This window comes from Nocardia grenadensis NBRC 108939 (assembly GCF_001613445.1).
In the GTDB taxonomy this organism is placed as follows: Bacteria; Actinomycetota; Actinomycetes; order Mycobacteriales; family Mycobacteriaceae; genus Nocardia; species Nocardia grenadensis.
In genome coordinates this window covers 33,413-56,218 of the sequence record NZ_BDCJ01000012.1, presented here as the reverse complement: position 1 = coordinate 56,218, position 22,806 = coordinate 33,413, and the positions used below count along the sequence as shown (strand labels likewise).

The window sequence follows — 22,806 nt, the reverse complement described above, 5'->3', positions numbered from 1 at the left end:
TGCTCATATCCGCTGTCCAGCCTGCCGACCACTACTGAGAACGAACTGAGAGCCGCATTAATTTGCGGTGCCTATAGCCGCGCCTCCGGTCGCTACGTGGTCGCGGCACCGGATGACCCGATTCTTCATTCCACCGATCGGTCGCTGCACTCCGCATCGGTCGCTCCGGCATCGGGGCGGGCCCCGACCACGGAGGTGGATCATCCGCAATCGATCGGAGAAGCGCGCGAACATACACGAATTATTCGCCTTCGGCGCTTTCCGGACGATATTCCTCCGGCGGCGGATTTTCACCCGGCAACACGATGCGGATGAGCGCGCCGCCGCGCTCGGAGGTATCGATGGCAATGGTTCCGCCGTGTTTGGTCACGACCTGTTTCACAATTGCCAGGCCGAGTCCGGAACCGGGCATGGAGCGGGAGGCGGTGGTGCGGTAGAAACGCTCGAAAACCAGCTCGCGCTCGCCCGGTGGAATACCGGGTCCGGCATCGTCGACCGACAATTCCAGAAGCCCGCGGCCGGTCTCGGCCATCCGCACGCGGACCTGCTCGCCGGGCGGGTTCCATTTGGCGGCATTGTCGAGAACATTGAGAATCGCGCGTTCCAATGCGGCGTCGTGTCCGTACACGAACCAGGGGCGCAATTCGGCGGCGAAATCGGACGCGCCGCGGCGGCGGACCCGTTCCAGTGCGCGTTCGGTCACCTCACCGAGGTCGACCCGCTCGTACACGGTTTCCGGGGCGTCCTCGCGGGCGAGATCCACCAGGTCGCCGACCAGGTTGGACAGTTCTTCGATCTGCGCCATCACATCCGACCGCAGTTCGGCCATGTCCTCCTCGGGGATGGCCGGGGCGTCGGGGCGGCTCGAGGCGATGAGGAGTTCCATATTCGTGCGCAAGGAGGTCAGCGGGGTGCGCAGTTCGTGGCCGGCGTCGGCGACCAGCCGCCGCTGCCGGTCCCGGGATTCGGTGAGGGCGCGCAGCATGGTGTTGAAGCTCTCGGTGAGCCGAGCGAGCTCGTCGTCACCGGTCACCGGAATGGGGGTGAGGTCGTCGGTCCGCGCGATCCGCTCGGTGGCCGCGGTCAGCCGGGCGATCGGGCGCAGCCCGGTCCGCCCCACAGTGGTACCCGCGCCGGCGGCGAGGACCACCCCGGACGCGCCGACCGCGAACAGCAGCCAGGCCAGCCGGTCCAGCACCTCCCGGGTCGGTTCCAGGCGTTGCGAGATGATCAAAGTGACGCCGGAATCCATACGCTCGGCCAATACCCGCTGATTGTTGTAGGTGCGCAGGGACGAATCGCGGGTGCCCTGCGCCACCGCGATCTCCTCGGTTCCGATGGGCGGTGTGGTCGGCTGTGGCGGGATATAGGCGGGCAGGCTGGGACGCTGGGTGGACTCCTGATTGGCGGGCGGATAGATCAGCGCTACGCCGATATCGTTGGAGAACAGTGTCGCCACGCCCAGCGATTGGAAGGCCATACTGTCGATATCGCCGCTGATCATGGTGGCGGCGCGGGCCCGCAGTTGCGCGTCGACCTGCCCGTAGAGGGCGCGGGCGACCATGGCGTAGGCGGCGATCGAGGTGATCGCCACGAAGATCGCCACCAGCGAGGCGGCCAGCAGAGTGACCCGCCACCGCAGGGATACGGTGCGGGTCAGCGGAGTCGGGGGGCGCATAGGGGTCGGCTCGTCCGGCCAGGGGCCGCCGAGTGGCGCGACCGAATGTTTCTTCGCCGCGGAACGGGAGGTGCGTGCCATATCCGCGCTTACGGGGGCGTTTCACGCAGGACGTAACCGACCCCGCGGACGGTATGGATGAGCCGGGGTTCGCCGTCGGCCTCGGTTTTCCGGCGTAGATAGCCGATATAGACCTCCAGGGCGTTTCCGGAGGTGGGAAAGTCGTAGCCCCACACCTCCTCGAGTATCCGGCCGCGGGTCAGTACCCGGCGCGGGTTGGACATGAGCATTTCGAGCAGGGAGAACTCGGTGCGGGTCAGCGAGATGGACCGCGAACCGCGGGCAACTTCCCGGGTGACCGGGTCGAGCGAGAGGTCGGCGAAGTGCATCGCCTCGGAGATCTCGCCGGTGTCCGGGGCGCGGCGGCGCAGCAGCGCGCGCAGCCGGGCCAGCAGTTCTTCGAGCGCGAACGGTTTGGGTAGGTAGTCGTCGGCGCCGGCATCGAGGCCCGCCACCCGCTCGGAGACCGAATCCCGCGCGGTCAGCACCAGGATGGGCAGATCGTCTCCGGTGCTGCGCAGTCGCCGGCACACTTCGAGCCCGTCCAGTCGAGGCATCATGACATCGAGTACCAGCGCGTCCGGGCGGTCGGCGGTCGCCTTCTCCAATGCGTCGATACCGTCCACCGCCAGATCGACGGTGTATCCGTTGAAGGTCAGCGACCGGCGCAGTGACTCCCGCACGGCACGATCGTCGTCGACCACCAGAATCCGCATAACACCAGTTTGACCGCAGCGACTGAGAGGCTACTGAGAGGGCCCGCCGCGCCGCGAGTCCGCTGACCACCGGCTTCGTCGGACGGATTTTCCGAATCCGGCGCGAAGGCGGGTCGAATAACAAGCGAAACTTCCCCCTCGTGGGAAGGTGTCGGACGGTCGACCTAATGGCGACGAACTCGCGGCGTTCCTTGCGCAGGCATCTCGACCTGGGAATTCATCCGCCGACCGGACGATCCATTACCACCCTGTGATATGCCACGAAACCTGTTCCACATCCGCTTTATTCGCGGCATAACCGGCTGAACGGCCCGATTGCCCGCCGCTACCATGCACGGTATGTTCCGATCGGTAAAAACTAGACCTCCGGTTGGTTCGGTGTGCAGTGAATCATAACTGAAGCGCCCACGCGCCAATAAGAGGTCGATCGTGATGCGGAGGCGACAGAGGCGGATGGAAACCCCGCGACCGTGGCAATTCAGCCTGTCCAACTGGTCGGTCACCCGCAAGGTCGGCATCGTCCTGGTCCTGCCGGTCGTCCTGGCGACCCTCTTCGCGGTGCTGCGGATCAACAACGAGCTGCGCACCCTGGAACAGCTCGAGGCCGCGACCGACCAGTCCCGCATCATCGCGCCCATCGTCGGCTACAACGCCGCCGCCGAGCACCTCGCGGTCACCGCGACCGCCGGCTGGGCCGACAACCGCAATCCGCGGGCCTCCGCGGCCCTCGCCGGGTTCGACGCGGCCCACGAAACCTTGGAAAGAGCGCTGGACTCCAATCAGATCCGGCTGGAGGTCTCCCGGGAACTATCCTCGGCACTCACCATCGGCGGCACCATGCGCAGCGGCCTCAGCAACGGATCGCCCGCCATGGTGGGCGATCAGGCCGACGAGATCGCGGTCCGGATCGGCAATGCGCTCGCGCAGTCACCCACCGTCGAGGACCTCTCGATCCAGCGCTACTTCCTGCAGGTGAGCGCCATCCAGAACGCACGGCGGTCGCTGACCGCGCAACGCCTGGTGATCAGTTCGCCCACCGCCGAGGACAATCCGGCCATGCGCGCCCGGGTACTCACCTCCGGTGGCGCCGAGCTCACCATGATCCACCAGTACGGACAGATCATGCCGGATGTGGCCGGCAATATGCGGCCGCTCCTGGACGCGGTCCAGACCCGGCTGGCGATCTTCAGCCAGGGCACCCAGGGCGCGATGACCGATCCCGCCGCGCTGAAATCCCTCGACACCAGCTCGCGGGCCTACCAGGTCACCACCGACCAGCTGATCGCCACCATCAGCGGCGCGCTGCACCATGCGACTGTTTCCGCCCAGAACAGCGCGCTGCGGGAGACCGCACTGCTCATCGCCGCCCTGCTCGGCGGCCTGACCCTCGCCCTCGCCGTCGCCCGGACCTTGGTCGTCCCAGTGCGCCGGCTGCGCCGTGACGCACTGGAAGTGGCCCATGTGCGCCTTCCAGAGGAACTCGAGCAGGTCCGCGGTGGCGCCGAGACCCCGGAGATCGAGCCGGTCGGCGTCCAGGGCACCGAGGAGATCGGCCAGCTCGCCCGAGCGGTCGACGAAATGCACCAGCAGGCCCTCAATCTGGCCGCCGACCAGGCACGTCTGCGGGTGCAGATCGGCAATATGTTCGAGACCCTGTCCCGGCGCAGCCAGTCGCTGGTCGAACAGCAGCTGGGCATCATCGAAGAGCTCGAACACGACGAGGACGATCCGAAACGGCTGCAGAACCTGTTCCGGCTCGACCATCTCGCCACGCGGATGCGGCGCAATGGTGACAACCTGCTCGTGCTGGCCGGTACCGCGCTGCGTCGCGGCCAGCTCGATCCGGTCCCGCTCTCGGATATGCTGTGGAGTGCGGTTTCCCAGGTCGAGGACTATCAGCGGGTCGAGATCGGTCATGTGCCCGAGGGTGTGGTCGCCGGTGAGCCCGCGGTCGATATCGAACACCTGCTCGCGGAGGTCATCGACAATGCGCTGCGGTACTCCCCGCCCAATACGCCGGTGGCGGTGACCGTCTCCCGCGCGGTCGACGGCGGGTACCTCATCGAGATCACCGACCGGGGACTGGGTATGGCCACCGAGGACCTGCAGGCCGCCAACGCGCGCCTGGCTTCCGGTGGTGAGATCAATGTCGAAACCGCACGCCGGATGGGTCTCTTCGTCGTCGGCCGGCTGGCCAAACGGCATCAGATCACCGTGGGGCTGCGGCGTACCTCGACCATGGCGCAGCAGCCCGGTATCACCGCCAGCCTGCATCTACCGGGCCTGTTGATCTCCCCCGATACCGGGTCGGACAACTCGAACGTACTCACCGCCGACCTCTCCGCGGCCCCGCCGCAACTCCAGCACACCTCGCAGCTGCCGCAGCTCCCCCCGCCGCCGGCGCCGCGGCAACTGACCCCGGTGCCCGACCTGCCGTCCGCGGATTCGTGGACCTCGCGGACCGATCTCCCCGCGCTGCGGCCGCTCACTCCCGCACCCGTGACATCGAGTTTCGGTACCACGTCCACCGGGCTACCGCAGCGTCGCCCGTCCACGCACGGTCCGGCCGCCCTCGGCAAGGACACCAACGGCAGCGGCTCCCGGGACACCTTCTCGGCATTCGATCCCGTCCCCGAGTCCGCGGCCAACGATGAATCGCCCACCGGGATCTGGTCGGAAACCTACAAGACCCAATCCTTCCCGGCTCCGGTGGAGACCTCGGCTCCCGACACCCCCGACCCCCGTCCGGCGTCCGAACCGGAGCCGCCGGCGGTCACCGCCCGCTCCGGCTTGCCGATCCGGCGTCCGGGCATGGACCACGACGACCCGTTCGGCCGCACCGCGGAGCGTCGCGACGAGCCGGCGCCGGCCACGACCACCTCCGCCCGGCTGCAACCGGTGGGCGGCGAAACCCCCACTCCGATCTACCAGCGCATGGTCTCGGAATGGCTGGTCGAGCCGGCCACCACGGCGGACCAGCCGCGGCAGGACTGGACCACTCCCGCCGATATCGGCTGGCTGGCCGCGGAGGACGCCGCCAAGCCGAGCTCGGATTCCAAGACCGCGAACGGGCTCCCCATCCGCCGGCCGGGCGCGCAACTCGTACCCGGCGGGCTGACCCCCGTCGAAGACGAGGTTCCACGGGACCCGGCGGAGATCCGGAGCAATCTGACCAGACACCTGAGCGGGGTCCGCAGTGGGCGGGCCGACGCGCAGAACAATGACGGAGGGCTTGTATGACCGATCCGAAGAGCAGCACGGACGAGAACTTGAACTGGCTCGTCGCCAGATTCACCCGGGATGTGCCGGGTGTCTCCCATGCCGTCCTGGTCTCCGCGGACGGCCTGTTGCAGGCTGTCAGCCCCCATCTGCCCGCCGATCGTGCCGAACAGCTCGCCGCGGTGACCGCGGGCCTGGCCAGTCTCTCGACCGGCGCGGCACAGTTGTTCGACGGCGGCAAGGTGATGCAGTCGATCGTGGAGATGCAGCGCGGCTACCTACTGGTGATGAGCGTCGGCAACGGCTCGCATATCGCGGTACTCGCCAACAAACAGCACGATATCGGCCGAATCGGTTACGAGATGGCCCTGCTGGTCGATCGCGTGGGTTCGGTCGTCAGCGCGACCGCCCGATCCACCGTCTGAGCACGATGTCCCAATTCGGCCAAGGCTTACCCGATCCGCACACCGGCGGACCCGGATTCGGCTCCCCGGACCACAACTACGGTCCGGGTGCACAGAACTTCGGACCCGGTTCCTCGCAGTACAACACCGGTGCCTATCGATTCAACGCCCCGGCGCAGCCGAACAGCCCGCGCCGGCCCGGACGTGTCCGTCCGTACGCACTCACCGCCGGCCGAACCCAGCCCGCAGTCGATCTACCGATGGAGGCGGTTATCGAAACCATCTCCTATCATGCACAATTCGATTGGCCGTCCGGTGACATCCGAGCCGAGATCCTCCGGCTCGGAACCCACCAGCTGTCGGTTGCCGAAATCGCCGCGCATCTCGATCGCCCGCTCGGTATGGTCCGCGTCGTCATCGGTGATCTCGTCGTGGACGGCAACCTGCGAGTGCATTCGACTTTGACCGAGCAGGCGAGTTACGACGAACGCCGGTCGCTGATGGAGAGGACATTGCGTGGACTCCGAGCCCTTTAGCAAGAGCCAGGGTGGTGGTGCGGCGGAGGCCGAGACCCGGGTCGTCGCGTCGACCAAGATCGTCGTCGCCGGTGGGTTCGGTGCGGGCAAAACAACTTTCGTGGGCGCGGTCTCGGAAATCGTGCCGCTGCGGACCGAGGCTATGGTCACCAGCTTCTCCGACGGCGTGGACGACCTAAACGACACCCCGGACAAGCGGACCACCACGGTCGCAATGGATTTCGGCCGGATCATCCTGCCGGGAAACCTGACGCTGTACCTGTTCGGCACACCCGGACAGCAACGGTTCTGGTTCATGTGGGACGACCTCGTCCGCGGCGCCATCGGCGCGGTGGTGCTGGTGGACGCGCGCCGGTTGGAGGACAGTTTCGCCGCCGTCGACTTCTTCGAGGCCCGTAATCTGCCCTTCCTGATCGCGGTCAACCGGTTCCCGAATTCGCCGCGGTTCGCGATGGCCGAACTACGCGAGGCGCTGTCGGTGCGCGAGGGCGTACCGATCGTGGATATCGATGCCCGCGACGCGAAGGAGGTGCGGCAGGCGCTGGCCGCCGTCACCGAGTACGCGATCAATCGTTTGAAGGCTCAGGAATACGAGGGAGTCGCCCGGCATGGTTGAGGTGCTGGCCGCGGGCACGGTCGAGACCGCCGATCTGTTCACCATGGGCTACTGGCTGACCCTGCTCACTTTCGGGGTGTCGGCGGTCGGGATGTTCGTGGGCCTGGCCTGCGCGGTGAACGGCCGCCGCTCGGTCCGGTTCCGCCCGGTATGGGTGGCCGCCGCCGCGGTCTCCATCGGCGGTATCGGGGTCTGGCTGGCCAGCACCGTCTCACTGCTGGGAATCTCCATTCCGGGCCGCGTTCTGCGTTACGACATCTCGGATCTGACCCTGTCCCTGGTGTTCGCCGTCGCCGCGGTCTTCCTCGGCCTGCTGCTGGCCGGTCGTGAGTTCGAGCTCAAACGCATGGTGAACGCCGCGGCCGGACTCGGTCTCGGATTCGGGATCATGCTGTGGCTACAGATCACCTCGATCGATATCCAGGGTTCGGTCTCGGTGAACATCGGCTTCTTCGTCGTCGCGATCGTCGTGGTGGTGACCGCTTCCTCGCTGTGTGTGTTCCTCTTCCAGCGGTTCCGCTTCCCGGCGGCCCGGGTCGGGTCGATCGCGATGTTCGGCGCGGGCGTGGCGGCCGTCTACTTCACCGGTGTCGCCTCGCTGGAATTCCGGTTCGACCCCGATGCCGAGCCCGCGCAGGGCATGGAGCTGTTCGGTTACGCCTTCCCGATGTTCGTTCTCGGTCTCCTGGCCCTGGCCGTTCCGATCACCGCGGTGCTGGTCGCCCCGGAGCGCCCCGACGACACTCCCCGCGGCCCGAAGCCCGGCGCGGGCGAGACCGGCGGCCCGGCGGGTGGTGCCGGCGGTGCGGCCCCCACGGACGAGCAGAGTCGGCCCGCCGCGCGCCCCAATGCCGCGGCGGCGCTCGCGCAGCGTGCTCAGCCGCTGCCGGAACCGGCGCGCTGATGCGGATGGAACCCGATACCGTGCTGTCCGATCAGGAGAAGCTGCTGCGGGAGCTGTGGGCGCAGGTGCGCGGCCTGCGCTCCGAGGTCTCCGAACTGCGGGTCGAGATCAGTGAAATGGAAGCCACGGTCGCCGATCTCGCGGCCCGGGCAGAGCGCCAGGAGCGAGTGGAGTTGCCGTGGCCGGTATCGCTGCTGCTGCTCCCGGCAGCCCTCGCTCTCGCGCTTCTGCGACAGGTGGGCGATATCGCGCAGGCGCTTGCGGCGGAAAGTGACTCACGACAGCGGGCGGAGCTGCCCGCGGAGACCGGGGCGAAAGCCCTCGAAAGTGGCGATGAGCGGGTCTCCCATTTCTGGGAGACCCGCCCTCACGCACGAGGATAACCGCTAGGGACCGCTGAAGCAGCAGTCCGCCGAGTTTTTCCGCAACTCACCGCATATCCGTCCGAAATAGCGGTGCGCCACCCACCTTCGGTCCGCAACCGGCCGGCAGGCGATCAGGCGAGGTGGGAGCCATGATTATGCTTGCGGGAGGTTTGCCACCGGCGCAGAATCGACCTCGGCTTCCGCTCGGAAGAGCCTGTCGCCACGGTCTTTTCGCATCCAGGGGGCCTGACAACTCACCGGCGTTTCAGGTCCAGCAGGCCGCGGCGGACCGCCTCGACCAGACGCCGCGGCACCCGATGCACCACACCATCCACCGTGACCGGAACCAGATCCGGCGGGGTGGCCTTCCAGTTCGACCGGCGGCTCCGGGTATTGGACCGCGACATCCTCCGCTTCGGTACCGCCATCTCAGTGCTCCTTCCGGGTCCGCCCGGCACGCCGGCCGTATCGGCGTTCGAATTTCTCCACCCGGCCCTGGGTGTCGAGCACGCGGTGCGCGCCGGTCCAGAAGGGATGTGAATCCGCGGTGACGTCCACCGTCAGCAGCGGATAGGTATTACCGTCGGTCCAGGTGACGGTCCGGTCGCCGGTGGCCGTGGAACGGGTCAGGAACCGGGCCCCGGTACTCGCGTCCTCGAAGACGACGGGATGGTAATCGGGATGGATATCGGCTTTCATCACTTCTCCTTCCGGGCGCGCTCGCCCATGTCGCCGCCCCGGCCCTCGCCGGTAGCGGCCGGATACGGTTCGTCCGGATCGCAGGGGTCGGTATGCCATTCGCCGAACGGATCCGGCCAGCGGGCCACCTGATGTGGTGCCCGCTCGACCAGCCGCAGTTCGGCATCGTCGACCAGCGCCCGGTCCAGTACCTGCCGGATCTCGTCCGGATCGGCCGCGTGGACCAGGACGACCAGCGAATTGTCACGGTCGCCGAACCTGTCGTCCCAGCGCAGCCGGGCCATGGCCAGCCGCTCCGGCTCGACCTCGGCGCGTTCGGCTTCGGTCATCGCCGCCAGCCAGCGGCCGGCCCCGCCGATCCGCAGCCCCCCACCGGCCGATTCCAGCCACACCACCTCGTCCGGCTGGGTCGCCAGCCAAACCCGGCCGCGCGCGGTGACCACACCCTCGAACAACACGTCCAGCGCCCCGTGCAGCCGCTCGGGGTGGAAGGGGCGCCCGGCGGCGAACTCCACCAGCTCCACCCCGCATTCCGCGCCCAGCGGGGGCTGCCCGCGCAACAGCGGGGTATGCGCGTCGAAAACCCGTCCGCGCCGGGACCGCGCCGGAATCCGGGCCAGCAGTTCCTCGACCGCTCCGGTGGTCACCGCGGCGTCCGGGCCCGCCCACAGCGCCGGGGCGAGCGGCACCAACCGGGACAGCACCGCCCCGAGCCGGGCCCGTTCCAGCGGGTCCACGGCGTCGCCGCCGGTGATCACCAGGGCGTCCGCGAAATCGACCTGCCCGACTGCCAGTTGAGCGAGGGTGCGCTCGTCGTCGGCCCATGCCCAGCCGAGTTCGTCCAGTGCTTCGTCCCCGGTCGCCGCAGCGAGCCAGGTGCGCGCGTCGAGACCGGTGAGCACGGCGGCTATCCGGACATCCCGCGCGGCGGGACCGTCCACCCGGCCGACGACACCGGCCACCACCACCTCGCCGATCCCCTGGCACACCGACTCCGCTTCGATGGCCGGATCCAGGGCGAGCACGATGCGCCGCACCGAATCCCGGGCCGCGAGAGTACAGAGCAGCGGCAGCAGATCCGCCTTCAGGGTGCAGGAGACGCAGCCATGCGCGAGTTCGTGTGCCGAGACGGTGGCGGTGCCGCCCTGGGATACGGTGCGGCGCACGATTCCCTCCCCGAGTTCGGCGAGATCGTGGCGCACCACCACGGTGCCCCCGGCGGCGCCGAGTGCGTCCGCGACGAGGTCGACGGAACCGGCCGGATCACCGTGCAGGCCGGCGACGACCACGACCGGTGTGCGGCGGTCTCCGGGATCGATGACGTCTGGGAGTTGTGCGGAATGGGACACCACTACCCTTTCGGTAATGATTTTCAATTACGACCGGGCACACGCTACAGTCTGGACCCATCGTTGTCGAAAACGATTGTCATCATCGTTCACGTCGGAGGGAGTCCCATGTCGGCGCACTGTCAGGTCACCGGTCGCAAACCCGGATTCGGCAAGGCCGTCTCGCATTCGCACAAACGCACCAGCCGGCGCTGGGATCCCAATATCCAGCGCAAGACCTACTACCTGCCCAGCGAGGGCCGCCGGATCACCCTCGATGTGTCGGCCAAGGGCATCAAGACCATCGACCGCGACGGGATCGAAGCGGTGGTGGCCCGTCTCCGCGCCCGCGGAACGCGGATCTGAGCGCACCGATGGCATCGAAATCGACCGATATTCGTCCGGTGATCAAACTCCGCTCCACCGCGGGCACCGGATACACCTACGTCACCCGTAAGAACCGCCGGAACGACCCCGACCGCATGGTCCTGCGGAAATACGACCCCGTGGTCCGCCGGCACGTCGACTTCCGGGAGGAGCGCTGATGGCCAAGAAGTCCAAGATCGCCCGTGACCGGCAGCGCCGCGCCGTCGTGGCCCGCTACGCCGAACGGCGGGCCGAGCTCAAAGAACTGATCCGTAAACCCTCCACACCCGAAGACGAGCGCCTGACCGCCCTGGCGGCCCTGCGCCGACTGCCCCGCGACGCCAGTCCGGTACGATTGCGCAATCGGGACACCGCCGACGGGCGACCGCGCGGTTATCTCCGGAAGTTCGGCCTTTCGCGTGTGCGTGTGCGCGAGATGGCGCATCGGGGAGAGTTGCCCGGTGTGCACAAATCGAGCTGGTAACCCACCGATCGTGAGTTAGGAACCGGTCATATGGCAGTCAAACGAGGCCCGTCGAAGAAGGTCCGCGCCGAACAGGCTCGCCGGCCCAAGAAGAACCCGCTGATCGCCGCGGGTATCGAGACGGTCGACTACAAGGATGTGAATCTGCTGCGCACCTTCATCTCCGATCGGGGCAAGATCCGCAGCCGCCGGGTCACCGGGCTGACCCCGCAGCAGCAACGCCAGGTCGCCGTCGCGGTGAAGAACGCGCGCGAAATGGCCCTGCTCCCCTTCACCAGCCGCTGACACGACCCGAATCCCTCCCGGACGCCCGGCCCCGCACCACGCGGCGCCGGGCGTTCGGCTGTCGCCTCCACGGCCGGGCAGCGCGGATGCCGGTGCCCACTACAGTGGTGGGCATGATCACACTGCGGGGATGTACGGCAATCCTGGCTCTCGGCGTCGTCCTCGCGGTCTCGGCCTGCGGTGGCGACGGCGCCGCCGATCCGGAGCCCGGCCCCTCCCCGACCTCCGTACCCGCCCCGGCGAGTACGCCCGCCACGCCCACCGAGGATCCCGCGGCCGACCCCGGGCACCTCTTCACCGCGGACCCCTCGATTGTCGGCGCCCATCCCGTCCCCTTCACCTCGTGGACGAAGATGGCCGAGGACCGGATCGCGATCCATTTCGAGACCGGCGTGCCCGAATGCTACGGCGTGGACGTCACCACCACCGCGGACGACCGCGCGGTCACCATCGAACTCCGCAGCGGCAGCCGCGCCGACGCCGTCGACAAGATGTGCGTGATGATGGCCGTTTTCGGCACGCTGGAGATCCAGCTGGACGTCCCGCTGGGCGACCGGCAAGTGCTCAGCGCTGTTTGACGGGGTCACGAATCCGTCGTCCCGGAGAGGCCCGCAGCGCAACATATTCCGTGCCCCCAAAAACATGGGCAGAGGAACTCGCGGCTCAACTGCAGCCGGAGTGTGCCATAGCGTGCTTCTCGCACGGCCACCGGTCGTGCCCAGAACCACAGAAGAGGAACACGGATATGCAGAAAACTCTCATCGGTGGTATCGCCGCGCTGGCGATCGCAGCCGGCTCGGTCGCCGGTGCCGGCACCGCGGCCGCGGCCGGACTACCGCTCGAAGCCGCCGCACCCGCCGCACCGCGCATGGTGCAGGGTGACTCCAGTGGGTCCGGCGTTGGTCACCAACCCAGCGGCTCGTCGTTGAGCGGCCCGATCTCCACTGGTTCGGCACAGGTGCTCGGCACCCTCATCACCGGCCTCGCAGCCCTCCTCGGCGGCAACCTCCCCCCTCCCTTGTGATCTCCTTGGGGGATACGCCCCCTAACGGTCTCCGGCTCGGGCCGGGTACAACTACATGGTTGTACCCCCGCCGACCGCTCACGACAACGATCGACCGAAAAGAAAAATAGTGGATATACGGAGTGCATTGATCGCGGGCGCGATTGCCATCGCGGCTGCCGCGATCGTCAATGTATCGGCCGGCACCGGAACGGCCATCGCCGGGACCGGCCTGCCACTCGAACCCGCCGCCCCTGTTGGGGTATCCGTCCCGGATACGGCACACAAGGAAGTCGCCGGAGTGCCCACCGGTTCGGCGCTCACCGAGCTCGCAACCCTGTCGGCTTGCGTCCCGGGTACCACGAATTGCTGAATACGCTCCGCTGACCGGTTTCGGGCGGACGCTCGATCGACAAGCCATCGCCCCGGCGTGGCAGCCTGTGGCCCTTCGATCGCTATGGATCGGAGGGCCACAGGCGTTGCCGCGTCGGCCCAGCTCAGTGGGCGAAGTGACGGGACCCGGTGAAGTACATGGTCACCCCGGCCGCCCGCGCCGCGTCGATAGTGTCCTGGTCGCGCACCGAACCGCCCGGCTGGACGATCGCCCGGATACCGGCTTCCAGCAATAGTTGCGGCCCGTCGGGGAACGGGAAGAACGCGTCCGAGGCCGCCACCGAACCCGCGGCGCGATCACCGGCCCGCTGGACGGCGAGCCGTACCGAATCGACCCGGTTGACCTGCCCCATACCGACACCTACCGACGCACCGTCGTGGGCCAGCAGGATGGCGTTGGATTTCACGGCTCGACAGGCGCGCCAGGCGAATTCGAGATCGGCGAGCGTCGCCGCGTCCGCGGCCTCGCCGGCCGCGAGGGTCCAGTTCGCCGGATCGTCGCCGTCGGCGTCGATCACATCGCGCTCCTGGAGCAGCAGCCCGCCACTCACCGGCCGGTGTTCGGCACCCGTGGGTGCCGGCGCTTCGGCGATCAGGATGCGGATGTTCTTCTTGCGCTGTAACACCTCGATGGCACCGTCGGCGTAGGAGGGCGCCACGATCACCTCGGTGAAGATCTCGGCCACCTGCTGGGCCATCGCCACCGAAACCTCACGGTTGGTCGCGATGACGCCGCCGTAGGCGCTCACCGGATCGCAGGCGTGCGCTTTGCGATGCGCCTCGGCGATATCCGCGCCGGTCGCGATACCGCAGGGGTTGGCGTGTTTGATGATCGCCACCGCGGGCGCCTCGTGGTCGTAGGCGGCACGGCGGGCGGCATCGGCGTCGGTGTAGTTGTTGTACGACATCTCCTTGCCGTGCAACTGCCGCGCCCGTGCCAGGCCGAGCCCGCCGTCACCGTCGGTGTACAGCGCGGCCCGCTGATGCGGGTTCTCGCCGTAGCGCAGCACGGCCGCACGGTCCCATACGGCGCCGATCCAGGACGGGAACCCGTCTTCCCCGGCCGGGCTATCGACCAGCGTCGACGCCATCCAGTTCGCCACGGCGACGTCATAGCTCGCGGTGTGCTGGAAAGCCTTGGCGGCCAGCGCGATCCGCTCCGACAGCGTGAACCCGCCGTCGGCGACGGCCTTGCGGACCTCCTCGTAGTCGCCGGTGTTCACCACCACGGCGACCGACGGATGGTTCTTGGCCGCGGCGCGCACCATCGACGGTCCGCCGATATCGATCTGTTCGACACATTCGTCCGGGCCGGCTCCGCTCGCGACGGTCTCGCTGAACGGGTAGAGGTTCACCACCACCAGCTGGAAGGTCTCGATACCCAGTCCGGAGAGCTGTTCGAGGTGTTCGGCCTTGCGGGTATCGGCCAGAATGCCCGCGTGTACCCGCGGATGCAGGGTCTTGACCCGGCCGTCCAGGGTTTCCGGGAACCCGGTCAGCTCCTCGACCGCGGTCACCGGGACGCCGGCGTCCGCGATCCGTGCCGCGGTCGACCCGGTGGACACCAGCTCCACCCCGGCCGCGTGCAGCGCGGTCGCCAGCTCCACGAGCCCGGTCTTGTCGTAGACGCTCACCAGCGCCCGGCGGATCGGCGTGCGTTCACTCACCGGAGAACTCGCTCATCAGGGATAACTGCCTTTCGTCCATCGGAGACAATTCCGCGGGTCGCGACGGCGGCGACAACCTCCACCAGCAACCGTCGCTCCACAACTTTGATGCGCTCGTGCAATTCGGCCTCGTCGTCGGCCGGATCGACCCGGACGGGCTCCTGGGCCAGGATCGGGCCGGTATCCACGCCGGCATCCACCAGGTGCACGGTGGTCCCGGTGATCCGGACCCCGTAGGCCAGTGCGTCCCGCACCCCGTGCGCACCGGGGAAAGCGGGCAGCAGGGCCGGATGGGTGTTGATGATCCGGCCGCCGAAACGATCCAGGAACACCGGGCCCAGCAGCTTCATGAAACCCGCGCAGACCACCAGGTCGGGCGAGTATCCGGCCACCGCCTCGGTGAGCGCCACATCCCAGGCCCCGCGATCGGCGTGATCGCCGACCGCCACCCGGAAGGTGGGTACGCCAGCCGCCGTCGCGTGTTCGACGGCAGCGCACTCCCGGTCGACGCCCACCGCGTGGATCCGTGCCGGATAGCCGGGATCGGCCGCGGCGTCGAGCAACGCGCGCAACAGTGACCCGGTCCCCGAGGCGAGTACGACCAGGCCGGCCGGGGTGGAATCGGTGGGTTCCGGGGCGGTCAGGGCTCTACTCCTGGAGTTCGAAGGAACGGCGGGCGGGGTCCACCCGCCGGCGGGAACGAACCCGCGGCACGGATAGAGCCTAGTAGACGCGGTCCGGCCCGCCTGCGGCGGCAGTGAGCCGCGGCCCGGACCGGACGTGGTCAGCTCCGGCGACCGTCTCCGTCGTCCCCGTCGAGAGCGTCCGGTTCGACCACTTCGGCATCCACGATCTCGGGTGCCGCCTCCGCGGCGGCGACGGCCCCCGCGGTGGATCCGCGCGGCTGGTCCTCGACCACCTCGGCCTCGACTTCCAGCGGCTGCTCGGGCCCCGGCGACTCGGCGGGCGGCCGATCGAGCAGACCCGCATAGCGGGCTCTCGGATCGGTGGCGGAATCGGCCGGCAGCTCCGGGAGCCGCCGCTCGGGCAGCGCGCGGTCCGCCGGGCCCCGGGCGCTCTCCTGCTCGTCGGGGTAATAGTCCTCGTCGTAGTCGATATCGTCCGGGTCGAACAGCGCGTCGGGATGCCGCATCAGCGGTGTGGGGAAGGAGACGACGAAGGTGCGCGCGAACAGCAGACCGGCGTAGCCGGGAATCGCCAGCCAGGCGAACACCGCCAGAGCGAACACCGGAAGCTCGAGGCCGAGGCGCCCGAAGTTCCCCAGCTCTCCCCCGGACAGCGCGGCCAGCGCGGTGAGCGCCGCGCTCCCGAGCCCGGCCGCGGCGAGCAGCGCCCAGGGCGCGCCGGGACGGTCGTAGCTCACCCGGGCCGATTCCACACCCCCGTACACACCCACGGCCGCCGGTACGAGCAGCAGCACGGCCCACCACAGCACGGCCGGGCCCGCCGGTACGGCGGCGAGCACCGGTACCGCGGGAATCGGTCCACCGACCACGGTGAACACTCCGACCGACGCAGCACCGAACTCGACTCCCGGGCCCACCAGCACCCCGACCGCGGCCACCGCGGCGTTCGGCAGATACAGCAGCGAGAGCAGGGTGAGCCCGAGCACGTCCACGATCCCCTCCGCGGCCCCGTAGGTCTCACCGACCCGCGACCAGTGCAGCAGCAGGCCCAGCACCAGCAGTACCGCCGCGGCGGCCAGCAGGCGCGATACGGCGCGGGCCGCCACGTACGCAGCGGCGATCACGTCATAGGGCAGACCCTCGAAAAGGCGTTCCCGGCAACGGAACGCGATACCGCACAGTACGGCGGTCAGATGCAGGAGCAGCACCCAGCCGAACGCGGTCAGCGGGTTGGGACGTTGCAGGGCAATGGATCCCGACGCGTCCTCGGTGACCGCCAGGCATACCGCGGTGATCAGCAGCGGACCACCCATGGCGGCACCGCACAACCAGCCGAGTTCGGCCCGGGTGGGTTCGGTATCGGTTGCGGCGACGGCTTCCCGGGCCGCGGCCCACAGCAGCAGCGCGGTCGGTAGCACCGGTAGCAGGCCCACCGTCGTACTGCCGATGAGCAGCGGTACCTGGTGCACGGCGAGCCAGCCGGCTGCCACCGCGCCGCTGAGACCGGTGAGATCGCTGCCCGCGGTGAAGAGGGTCACCAGCATGGTGACCACGACGACCGCCAGGGCGAAGGCCGCGGGCCGGAAAGCTACGAAAAGAAGCACCCGCGCGTGATCGGGCGGTAGCGAGAGAAAACCCGGCTCGTCGCCGGAACGCGTCGAACTCCTGCGTGCCCCCCGGAGCGGGTGGTTCGACGAGGTACGCGGGGAACTCATGGATTTCAGAGTGGCAGCCGCCCCGGCGCGGACGCTTCAGGCGCGCCGCGCCGGGTGCTGCCGGTACTCACTTCTGGTCGTCGGACTGCCGGAACGCGCGGGTGGCGTCGGCGGCCGGATCGGCGGGCTGTTCACCACCGAACGGCTGAGCCTGCTGGCCCGGCTGCTGCGGCTGCTGCGGCTGCTGCCCGTAGGTCGGCTGCTGCTGACCGTAGGGCGAAGGCTGCTGCTGGCCACCGGCGTACGGCGACTGCTGCGGCTGCTGGCCATAACCCTGCTGCTGTTGTTGCTGCTGAGGGTAGCCCGGCTGCTGCCCGTAGGCCGCCTGCTGCTGACCGTAGCCCGGCTGCGGCTGCTGACCGCTGCTGTACTGCTGGCCGTAGCCCGGCTGCTGGCCGTAACCCTGCTGCTGGGCCTGGTACTGCTGCTGGCCGTAACCCTGCTGACCGCCGGGGAATCCGGTCTGCGCCGCCGGACGGGCGGCCGGCGGGGTGAGGATTCCGGCGTCGAACAGCACGACCGCCACCGCGAGACCGGTCTGCACCAGCGCCAGCACCAGGATCAGGTAGAGCCCGATCTCGGCCTTCGCGCCATCGGGCAGGCTGAACAGCTGGAACAGGATGGTGACGAAGGTGCCGCCGGCCACCGCGGCCGCCGCGCCGACCCAGTCCTGCTTGGGCAGCAGCGACAGGCCCGCGAGTATCGCGGCGATCAGCAGCAGTCCACCGATCGTGGCTTCCTGGTATTCGAACAGGTTCAGGCTGGTATCGGCCGAGGACGGCAGATCCATATCGGTATCGGCGCCCACATAGGACAGGAAGCCGAGCAGGAAGGCGAGCACGCCCACCGCGGCCACCCCGATGGTGAGGAAGAACGGCAGTCCTTTCCCGCCGGCCCCAGCGGCACTCCCACCACCGGCCGCCTGCTGGCCTGGATTGGGCGGAACAGAGGGCGGAACGGGTGCGTTGTACCCGGAGCCCCCGGTCGGGTATGACATGTCGTCATCTCCTAGGTCGAGTAATACGTACTTGACGGCTGAATTCTCTTTGACGCTACTGCACGCGCGCGCACAGGTCATCACCGAAGGATTCGGCCATGGACGGCTCGACCACGCCACCGATACCGTCCACGCACCGTATTCCCGCTTGGTACGCGGCAAACCACGGAGGCCGTCCGCGCGATGCGGACGGCCTCCCGGAGTTCGGTGCTGCTACCGGATCAGGCGGAGACGGCCGCCTTCTCCAGGATCTCGCGCGCCAGCGCGGCGGTCTCGGACGGCGTCTTGCCGACCTTCACCCCGGCGGCCTCCAGCGCGTCCTTCTTGGCCTGCGCGGTACCCGAGGAGCCGGAGACGATGGCGCCCGCGTGGCCCATGGTCTTGCCCTCGGGGGCGGTGAAACCGGCCACATAGCCGACGACCGGCTTGGTGACATTGGCCTGGATGTAGGCCGCGGCCCGCTCCTCGGCGTCGCCGCCGATCTCACCGATCATCACGATCAGCTTCGTCTCCGGGTCCTTCTCGAACGCCTCGATGGCGTCGATGTGGGTGGTGCCGATGACCGGGTCGCCGCCGATACCGATGGAGGTCGAGAAACCGAAGTCGCGCAGCTCGTACATCATCTGGTAGGTCAGGGTGCCGGACTTGGACACCAGGCCGATCGGGCCCTTACCGGTGATGTTGGCCGGGGTGATACCGACCAGCGATTCGCCCGGGGTGATGATGCCGGGGCAGTTGGGGCCGATGATCCGGGTCTTGGCGCCCTTCTCCACGTTGTAGGCCCACGCGTAGGCGGTGTCCTGCACCGGGATGCCCTCGGTGATCACCACGAGCAGCGGGATCTCCGCGTCGATGGCCTCGATGATGGCGTCCTTGGAGAACTTCGGCGGAACGAACGCGATGGAGACGTCCGCGCCGGTCTTCTCCATGGCATCGGCCACGGTGGCGAAAACGGGCAGTTCGACGGCGTTGCCGTCGGCGTCGGTGTGCGAGACGGTGGTGCCCGCCTTACGCGCGTTCACACCGCCGACGACCTGGGTACCGGCCTTGAGCATCAGCGCGGTGTGCTTGGTGCCCTCGCCGCCGGTGATGCCCTGGACGATGACCTTCGAATCCTTGTTGAGGAAAATAGACATAGTTCTGTGTGTCCTTTACTGGGCGTGCCCTGGTAGGTCGACTCAGCGGGCCGCGAGTTCGGCGGCCTTGTCGGCGCCTTCGTCCATGGTCTGTGCCAGCGTCACCAGCGGATGCGCGGCCTCGGCGAGGATCTTGCGACCCTCTTCCACCCGGTTCCCGTCCAGGCGGACCACCAGCGGCTTATTCGCTTCGTCGCCCAGGATCTCGAGGGCCTTGACGATGCCATTGGCGACCGCGTCGCACGCGGTGATACCACCGAAGACGTTCACGAAAACGCTCTTCACCTGGGCATCGTTCAGAATGACGTCGAGCCCGTTGGCCATGACCTCGGCGGACGCGCCGCCACCGATATCGAGGAAGTTGGCCGGCTTGACACCGCTGTGCTTCTCGCCCGCGTAGGCGACGACGTCCAGGGTGGACATAACCAGACCGGCACCGTTGCCGATGATGCCGACCGCACCGTCGAGTTTGACGTAGTTGAGGTCGTTCTCCTTGGCCTTCAGCTCCAGCGGATCGGTCGCGTCCTTGTCCGCGAACTCCGCGTGGTCCGCGTGCCGGAACTCGGCGTTCTCGTCCAGAGTGACTTTGCCGTCGAGCGCCAGGATCTCGTTGTCCGGGGTACGCACCAGCGGGTTGACCTCGACCAGGGTGGCGTCCTCGTTGACGAAGACCTCCCACAGCTTCTGGATGGTCACCGCGGCGGCGTCCAGCACGTCGGCGGGCAGGTGACCCTGTTCGGCGATCGAGCGGGCGAACGCGAGATCGACACCCTTGACCGCGTCGACCGGGATCTTGGCCAGCCGGTCGGGCTTGGTGGCGGCGACCTCTTCGATCTCCATACCGCCCTCGACCGAGCACATGGCCAGGTAGGTGCGGTTGGTGCGGTCGAGCAGGAAGGAGATGTAGTACTCCTCGGCGATGTCCTTCGCCTCGGCGACCAGGATCTTCTTGGTGATGTGCCCCTTGATGTCCAGGCCGAGGATGTTCTGCCCGTGGGTGAACGCATCGTCCGGGGTGGCCGCGTACTTCACGCCACCGGCTTTGCCGCGGCCGCCGACCTTCACCTGGGACTTGATCATCACCGGTTTGCCGATTTCCGCGGCGATGGCGCGGGCGTCCTCGGCAGTGTCGGTCACGCGACCTTCCGACGAAGGCACCCCGTGCTTTACGAAGAGCTCCTTCGCCTGATATTCGAAGAGATCCATGTACTCACCGTCTCGTCTGCGTTGCTATGACAACGTCTTTGTTGGCGGCCCGACGTCGGTAGCGGGTCGTTCGGACTCTAACCACTCACAGGCACGCCCGATCGGGCACGTTCATCCTAAGTGGCGCAGGTCACGAGCCTTCCGGCGGGGAGGGCAAAGCCGCAGGCCAAGGCTACCGGCGAGTAGCTTTCCGGTGGGCCGCAGGCGGTGCGCGGCGACCGCCCGTGCGACGAGGGCGATCGCGGCCGCACCACCACAGGACAGAGCGTCCGACCGTGAGCCACGCCCACAAAGGAAACGTGATCAATATCACAGTAACGTTTGAAAAGGTCCTACCGCTTGCCGCGTCGCAATCGTTTCGTTACCGTCGAAGCCGGTCGATGTCACAGGCCGATCACAAACGTTGCACAGCGTGGATGCTTGCGCACCCGGTTGTACCGCGAGTAGAGATCTCCGTGATGTTGCTCCCTGAGCAGGTTTAGAGAGGACGGCAGCTTGACGCAGCACCCCGCTCCGCAGTCGCAGAGCCGTTCGGCAGCAGCCTTTCCGGCAGTGCATCCCTTCACCGCCGCCCGGAAGCCCGGTGCCAGTCGGATGCGAACCGGCCGATGAACCACCGCGGCACCCTCGACGCCCATCCCGACGGTCGCGCCCGGCGCCGGCACGAGAACGCGCAGCCGGCCGAAGCGACCCAGTCGTTCAACGCATTCGGCGTACCCGGTGACAACCGGTCCCGCAGGCGCCCGCTCAATACCGCTGCCGCCTCGGCCGCCGCCGATGCCCACCGCACCGCCGCCGACGACTTCTGGACGACCAACCAGGGTTGGGCCGATTCCCGGGCCGACAGCTGGTCCGGTGGCGAGCAGCAGGCACAGGACAACTGGCAGCAGGGCGGGTGGCAGCAGAACGACAAGCCCGTCTGGCACAGCGATCCGAACTGGAACACCCACCAGAGCTGGACCGAGGCACAGTCGTGGTCCGACGCGCCCGCGCAATCCTGGCCCGAACCCGCGCCCTACGCGCCCGGTGGCCGAGCGGCTTCCGATCACTACGCCGCACCCACCACGATCGCCGAGGCGCTGGAGAACGCGCCGGTCGCCGACGAAACGCCCGAAGAAACACGCCGGTCCCGCTCCCGGGGCGCACATCGGGTAGCTGCCCCGCCGTCCGCGCTCAAGGGCCGCGCCGCGGTCGTCGCGGTGGCCGCGGGCGCGGTGGTGGCCGCCGGACAGTGCGCCACCGCCGAACCCACCGATCAGAAACACGCCCAGCAGGCCACCGATTACGAGGCCGCCGGGTCGGTCCACGAGATCGCCGCCCAGTCGATGGCGACCGAGGATCCGGCCGCCGCCGTATCCAGTACCGCGTCGCCACAGATGCTCGGCGGGAACCTTCCGGTCGACACCAGCCGCTTCGGCGAGATGCTGGCCAACGGCGCCCAATTCGCGGAGGATCTGGCCCAGGCCGAAGAAGCCAAATTCCGCCCACTGTTCGCGAAATTCGCCAATGGCGCGTACACATCCGGATTCGGCGCCCGCTGGGGTGTCCAGCATCTCGGAATCGACGTGGCCGCGCCGATCGGCACCCCCATCTACGCGGTGGCCGACGGTGAGGTCATCGATGCCGGGCCGGCCTCGGGTTTCGGTATGTGGGTGCGGCTGCTGCACGCCGATGGCACCATCACCGTATACGGACACGTGGATACCACCACCGTCGGAGTGGGCGAATACGTGTTCGCCGGCGACCAGATCGCTACCGTGGGCAACCGTGGTTTCTCCACGGGCCCGCACTGCCACTTCGAAGTGTGGCTCAACGGCAGCGACAAGATCGATCCGGTGCCGTGGTTGGCCACCCGGGGGATCAGCCTCACCGGCAACGGCGACTGACCGATCCCGCCGACCGCCGGGTGCCACGATCCTCGGAGCACCCGGCCGCGGTCGTTTTCACGGTGCGGCGGTGACCGCCAGCCCGATCAGCGCAATCACCTTGGCGATCTCCAGCCCGATGTACCAGTAGTGCGCCGTCGAACGCGGCAACTTCTCCCCCGCGAGCACCCGGCCCGAGCGACGTGACAGCGGCGGACGCACCGCGGCCAGCTGTACCACCAGGATCACCACCGCAATCGCGAGCCACACCCGCACCGCCCCGGCGGGCGCCAGCACGACGGCCGCCACCAGCAGTACCGCCGCCAGCACGACCTCCACGGTGTTCAGGGCCCGGAACACCAACCGTCCGATCGCCAGCCCGAGTTCGGTGGTGACCCCGGGCGCACGGAATTTCAGCGGCGCCTCCAGGAACGAGATGGCCAGCACCATGCCGAGCCAGAGCATCGGCACGAACCACATCAGGTGCTGCACGACAGGCTCCATGATCGGAACCTAC

Annotated in this window: 24 protein-coding genes and 1 pseudogene; 13 read left to right on the top strand and 12 right to left on the bottom strand. The window is 68.2% G+C overall.

Annotation, left to right across the window (positions count from 1 at the left end; all coding sequences use genetic code 11):
* Positions 1-241: 241 nt before the first annotated feature.
* A complete protein-coding gene (locus NGR01S_RS14540) occupies positions 242-1,678 on the bottom strand; it encodes a sensor histidine kinase (RefSeq protein ID WP_063037485.1) in 1,437 nt (478 codons plus the stop codon).
* An 89-nt stretch (positions 1,679-1,767) separates the two neighbouring features.
* The gene (locus tag NGR01S_RS14535) at positions 1,768-2,454 is read right to left on the bottom strand and encodes a response regulator transcription factor (RefSeq protein ID WP_030522341.1); all 687 of its coding nucleotides are present in this window, start codon (positions 2,452-2,454) and stop codon (positions 1,768-1,770) included.
* A 453-nt stretch (positions 2,455-2,907) separates the two neighbouring features.
* Here NGR01S_RS14535 and NGR01S_RS14530 point away from each other — a divergent pair, with 453 nt between their 5' ends.
* From NGR01S_RS14530 to NGR01S_RS14505, 6 genes and pseudogenes are all read left to right on the top strand, one after another.
* Complete coding sequence (locus NGR01S_RS14530) at positions 2,908-5,694, top strand: ATP-binding protein (RefSeq protein WP_063036996.1); 2,787 nt, start codon at positions 2,908-2,910, stop codon at positions 5,692-5,694.
* Positions 5,691-6,098: a roadblock/LC7 domain-containing protein gene (locus tag NGR01S_RS14525; RefSeq protein ID WP_058854582.1), complete on the top strand. Its 408-nt coding sequence runs from the start codon at positions 5,691-5,693 to the stop codon at positions 6,096-6,098. The genes NGR01S_RS14530 and NGR01S_RS14525 overlap by 4 nt, the downstream gene beginning before the upstream one ends.
* Positions 6,099-6,274: 176 nt before the next feature.
* Positions 6,275-6,613 (top strand): annotated as a pseudogene (locus NGR01S_RS14520) (DUF742 domain-containing protein); the annotation flags it as partial.
* Between the two features lie 58 nt (positions 6,614-6,671).
* Positions 6,672-7,229 carry a GTP-binding protein gene (locus NGR01S_RS14515; protein WP_245664614.1) on the top strand — a complete coding sequence of 186 codons (558 nt, stop codon included), beginning with the start codon at positions 6,672-6,674 and terminating at the stop codon, positions 7,227-7,229.
* Positions 7,222-8,133, top strand: coding sequence for an MHYT domain-containing protein (locus NGR01S_RS14510; RefSeq protein ID WP_174551700.1), 912 nt, complete (start codon positions 7,222-7,224; stop codon positions 8,131-8,133). Before NGR01S_RS14515 ends, NGR01S_RS14510 begins: the two co-directional genes overlap by 8 nt.
* A gap of 5 nt (positions 8,134-8,138) precedes the next feature.
* The gene (locus tag NGR01S_RS14505; RefSeq protein WP_157107270.1) at positions 8,139-8,516 is read left to right on the top strand and encodes a hypothetical protein; all 378 of its coding nucleotides are present in this window, start codon (positions 8,139-8,141) and stop codon (positions 8,514-8,516) included.
* 236 nt (positions 8,517-8,752) lie between these two features.
* On the opposite strand, the gene rpmF is transcribed toward NGR01S_RS14505, so the two are convergent.
* The 3 genes from rpmF to mrf are packed head-to-tail and all read right to left on the bottom strand — an operon-like array spanning position 8,753 to position 10,546.
* Positions 8,753-8,926 carry a 50S ribosomal protein L32 gene (gene rpmF, locus NGR01S_RS14500; protein WP_063036990.1) on the bottom strand — a complete coding sequence of 58 codons (174 nt, stop codon included), beginning with the start codon at positions 8,924-8,926 and terminating at the stop codon, positions 8,753-8,755.
* Between the two features lies 1 nt (position 8,927).
* A complete protein-coding gene (locus NGR01S_RS14495; protein ID WP_063036988.1) occupies positions 8,928-9,197 on the bottom strand; it encodes a type B 50S ribosomal protein L31 in 270 nt (89 codons plus the stop codon).
* Positions 9,197-10,546, bottom strand: a complete 1,350-nt coding sequence (gene mrf, locus NGR01S_RS14490) for a ribosome hibernation factor-recruiting GTPase MRF (protein ID WP_245664598.1) — start codon at positions 10,544-10,546, stop codon at positions 9,197-9,199. Before mrf ends, NGR01S_RS14495 begins: the two co-directional genes overlap by 1 nt.
* A 108-nt stretch (positions 10,547-10,654) precedes the next feature.
* Between mrf and rpmB the strand changes: the two genes are divergently transcribed.
* From rpmB to NGR01S_RS14460, 6 genes are all read left to right on the top strand, one after another.
* A complete protein-coding gene (gene rpmB / locus NGR01S_RS14485) occupies positions 10,655-10,891 on the top strand; it encodes a 50S ribosomal protein L28 (RefSeq protein ID WP_030522351.1) in 237 nt (78 codons plus the stop codon).
* Positions 10,892-10,899: 8 nt separating this feature from the next.
* Positions 10,900-11,070: a 50S ribosomal protein L33 gene (gene rpmG, locus NGR01S_RS14480; protein WP_030522352.1), complete on the top strand. Its 171-nt coding sequence runs from the start codon at positions 10,900-10,902 to the stop codon at positions 11,068-11,070.
* Positions 11,070-11,375: a 30S ribosomal protein S14 gene (rpsN, locus tag NGR01S_RS14475; protein ID WP_063036986.1), complete on the top strand. Its 306-nt coding sequence runs from the start codon at positions 11,070-11,072 to the stop codon at positions 11,373-11,375. Before rpmG ends, rpsN begins: the two co-directional genes overlap by 1 nt.
* Positions 11,376-11,405: 30 nt before the next feature.
* The gene (rpsR, locus tag NGR01S_RS14470) at positions 11,406-11,660 is read left to right on the top strand and encodes a 30S ribosomal protein S18 (protein WP_030522354.1); all 255 of its coding nucleotides are present in this window, start codon (positions 11,406-11,408) and stop codon (positions 11,658-11,660) included.
* A 113-nt stretch (positions 11,661-11,773) separates the two neighbouring features.
* The gene (locus tag NGR01S_RS14465) at positions 11,774-12,238 is read left to right on the top strand and encodes a hypothetical protein (protein ID WP_063036984.1); all 465 of its coding nucleotides are present in this window, start codon (positions 11,774-11,776) and stop codon (positions 12,236-12,238) included.
* 167 nt (positions 12,239-12,405) lie between these two features.
* Positions 12,406-12,684, top strand: a complete 279-nt coding sequence (locus tag NGR01S_RS14460) for a hypothetical protein (protein ID WP_063036982.1) — start codon at positions 12,406-12,408, stop codon at positions 12,682-12,684.
* 476 nt (positions 12,685-13,160) lie between these two features.
* Here the strand turns inward: NGR01S_RS14460 and purH are convergent, their stop codons facing one another.
* The 6 genes from purH to sucC form a co-directional block, all read right to left on the bottom strand.
* Entirely contained in the window at positions 13,161-14,723 is a 1,563-nt protein-coding gene (gene purH / locus NGR01S_RS14450; protein WP_063036978.1) for a bifunctional phosphoribosylaminoimidazolecarboxamide formyltransferase/IMP cyclohydrolase, read from the bottom strand.
* Positions 14,720-15,367, bottom strand: a complete 648-nt coding sequence (gene purN, locus NGR01S_RS14445; RefSeq protein WP_063037481.1) for a phosphoribosylglycinamide formyltransferase — start codon at positions 15,365-15,367, stop codon at positions 14,720-14,722. The genes purH and purN overlap by 4 nt, the downstream gene beginning before the upstream one ends.
* 140 nt (positions 15,368-15,507) lie before the next feature.
* Positions 15,508-17,085, bottom strand: a complete 1,578-nt coding sequence (locus NGR01S_RS14440) for a cell division protein PerM (protein WP_063036976.1) — start codon at positions 17,083-17,085, stop codon at positions 15,508-15,510.
* A 67-nt stretch (positions 17,086-17,152) separates the two neighbouring features.
* Positions 17,153-18,082 (bottom strand): DUF5336 domain-containing protein, encoded by a 930-nt coding sequence (locus NGR01S_RS14435; RefSeq protein ID WP_063036974.1) that lies wholly within the window; start codon positions 18,080-18,082, stop codon positions 17,153-17,155.
* A 221-nt stretch (positions 18,083-18,303) separates the two neighbouring features.
* Positions 18,304-19,218, bottom strand: a complete 915-nt coding sequence (gene sucD / locus NGR01S_RS14430) for a succinate--CoA ligase subunit alpha (RefSeq protein WP_063036972.1) — start codon at positions 19,216-19,218, stop codon at positions 18,304-18,306.
* A 42-nt stretch (positions 19,219-19,260) separates the two neighbouring features.
* Positions 19,261-20,424, bottom strand: a complete 1,164-nt coding sequence (gene sucC / locus NGR01S_RS14425; protein WP_063036970.1) for an ADP-forming succinate--CoA ligase subunit beta — start codon at positions 20,422-20,424, stop codon at positions 19,261-19,263.
* 608 nt (positions 20,425-21,032) lie between these two features.
* On the opposite strand from sucC, the gene NGR01S_RS14420 reads away from it, so the two are divergent.
* Positions 21,033-22,310: a M23 family metallopeptidase gene (locus NGR01S_RS14420; protein ID WP_084480997.1), complete on the top strand. Its 1,278-nt coding sequence runs from the start codon at positions 21,033-21,035 to the stop codon at positions 22,308-22,310.
* A 57-nt stretch (positions 22,311-22,367) separates the two neighbouring features.
* Here the strand turns inward: NGR01S_RS14420 and NGR01S_RS14415 are convergent, their stop codons facing one another.
* Positions 22,368-22,793, bottom strand: a complete 426-nt coding sequence (locus tag NGR01S_RS14415; protein ID WP_063036968.1) for a hypothetical protein — start codon at positions 22,791-22,793, stop codon at positions 22,368-22,370.
* Between the last annotated feature and the right edge of the window lie 13 nt (positions 22,794-22,806).

Coding starts and splice junctions, on each gene's coding strand:
- NGR01S_RS14540 (WP_063037485.1), bottom strand. CDS start 1,678: ATGCGCCCCCCGACTCCGCTGACCCGCACCGTATCCCTGCGGTGGCGG.
- NGR01S_RS14535 (WP_030522341.1), bottom strand. CDS start 2,454: ATGCGGATTCTGGTGGTCGACGACGATCGTGCCGTGCGGGAGTCACTG.
- NGR01S_RS14530 (WP_063036996.1), top strand. CDS start 2,908: ATGGAAACCCCGCGACCGTGGCAATTCAGCCTGTCCAACTGGTCGGTC.
- NGR01S_RS14525 (WP_058854582.1), top strand. CDS start 5,691: ATGACCGATCCGAAGAGCAGCACGGACGAGAACTTGAACTGGCTCGTC.
- NGR01S_RS14510 (WP_174551700.1), top strand. CDS start 7,222: ATGGTTGAGGTGCTGGCCGCGGGCACGGTCGAGACCGCCGATCTGTTC.
- NGR01S_RS14505 (WP_157107270.1), top strand. CDS start 8,139: ATGGAACCCGATACCGTGCTGTCCGATCAGGAGAAGCTGCTGCGGGAG.
- rpmF (WP_063036990.1), bottom strand. CDS start 8,926: ATGGCGGTACCGAAGCGGAGGATGTCGCGGTCCAATACCCGGAGCCGC.
- NGR01S_RS14495 (WP_063036988.1), bottom strand. CDS start 9,197: ATGAAAGCCGATATCCATCCCGATTACCATCCCGTCGTCTTCGAGGAC.
- rpmB (WP_030522351.1), top strand. CDS start 10,655: ATGTCGGCGCACTGTCAGGTCACCGGTCGCAAACCCGGATTCGGCAAG.
- rpmG (WP_030522352.1), top strand. CDS start 10,900: ATGGCATCGAAATCGACCGATATTCGTCCGGTGATCAAACTCCGCTCC.
- rpsN (WP_063036986.1), top strand. CDS start 11,070: ATGGCCAAGAAGTCCAAGATCGCCCGTGACCGGCAGCGCCGCGCCGTC.
- rpsR (WP_030522354.1), top strand. CDS start 11,406: ATGGCAGTCAAACGAGGCCCGTCGAAGAAGGTCCGCGCCGAACAGGCT.
- NGR01S_RS14465 (WP_063036984.1), top strand. CDS start 11,774: ATGATCACACTGCGGGGATGTACGGCAATCCTGGCTCTCGGCGTCGTC.
- NGR01S_RS14460 (WP_063036982.1), top strand. CDS start 12,406: ATGCAGAAAACTCTCATCGGTGGTATCGCCGCGCTGGCGATCGCAGCC.
- NGR01S_RS14440 (WP_063036976.1), bottom strand. CDS start 17,085: ATGAGTTCCCCGCGTACCTCGTCGAACCACCCGCTCCGGGGGGCACGC.
- NGR01S_RS14435 (WP_063036974.1), bottom strand. CDS start 18,082: ATGTCATACCCGACCGGGGGCTCCGGGTACAACGCACCCGTTCCGCCC.
- sucD (WP_063036972.1), bottom strand. CDS start 19,218: ATGTCTATTTTCCTCAACAAGGATTCGAAGGTCATCGTCCAGGGCATC.
- sucC (WP_063036970.1), bottom strand. CDS start 20,424: ATGGATCTCTTCGAATATCAGGCGAAGGAGCTCTTCGTAAAGCACGGG.
- NGR01S_RS14420 (WP_084480997.1), top strand. CDS start 21,033: ATGAACCACCGCGGCACCCTCGACGCCCATCCCGACGGTCGCGCCCGG.
- NGR01S_RS14415 (WP_063036968.1), bottom strand. CDS start 22,793: ATGGAGCCTGTCGTGCAGCACCTGATGTGGTTCGTGCCGATGCTCTGG.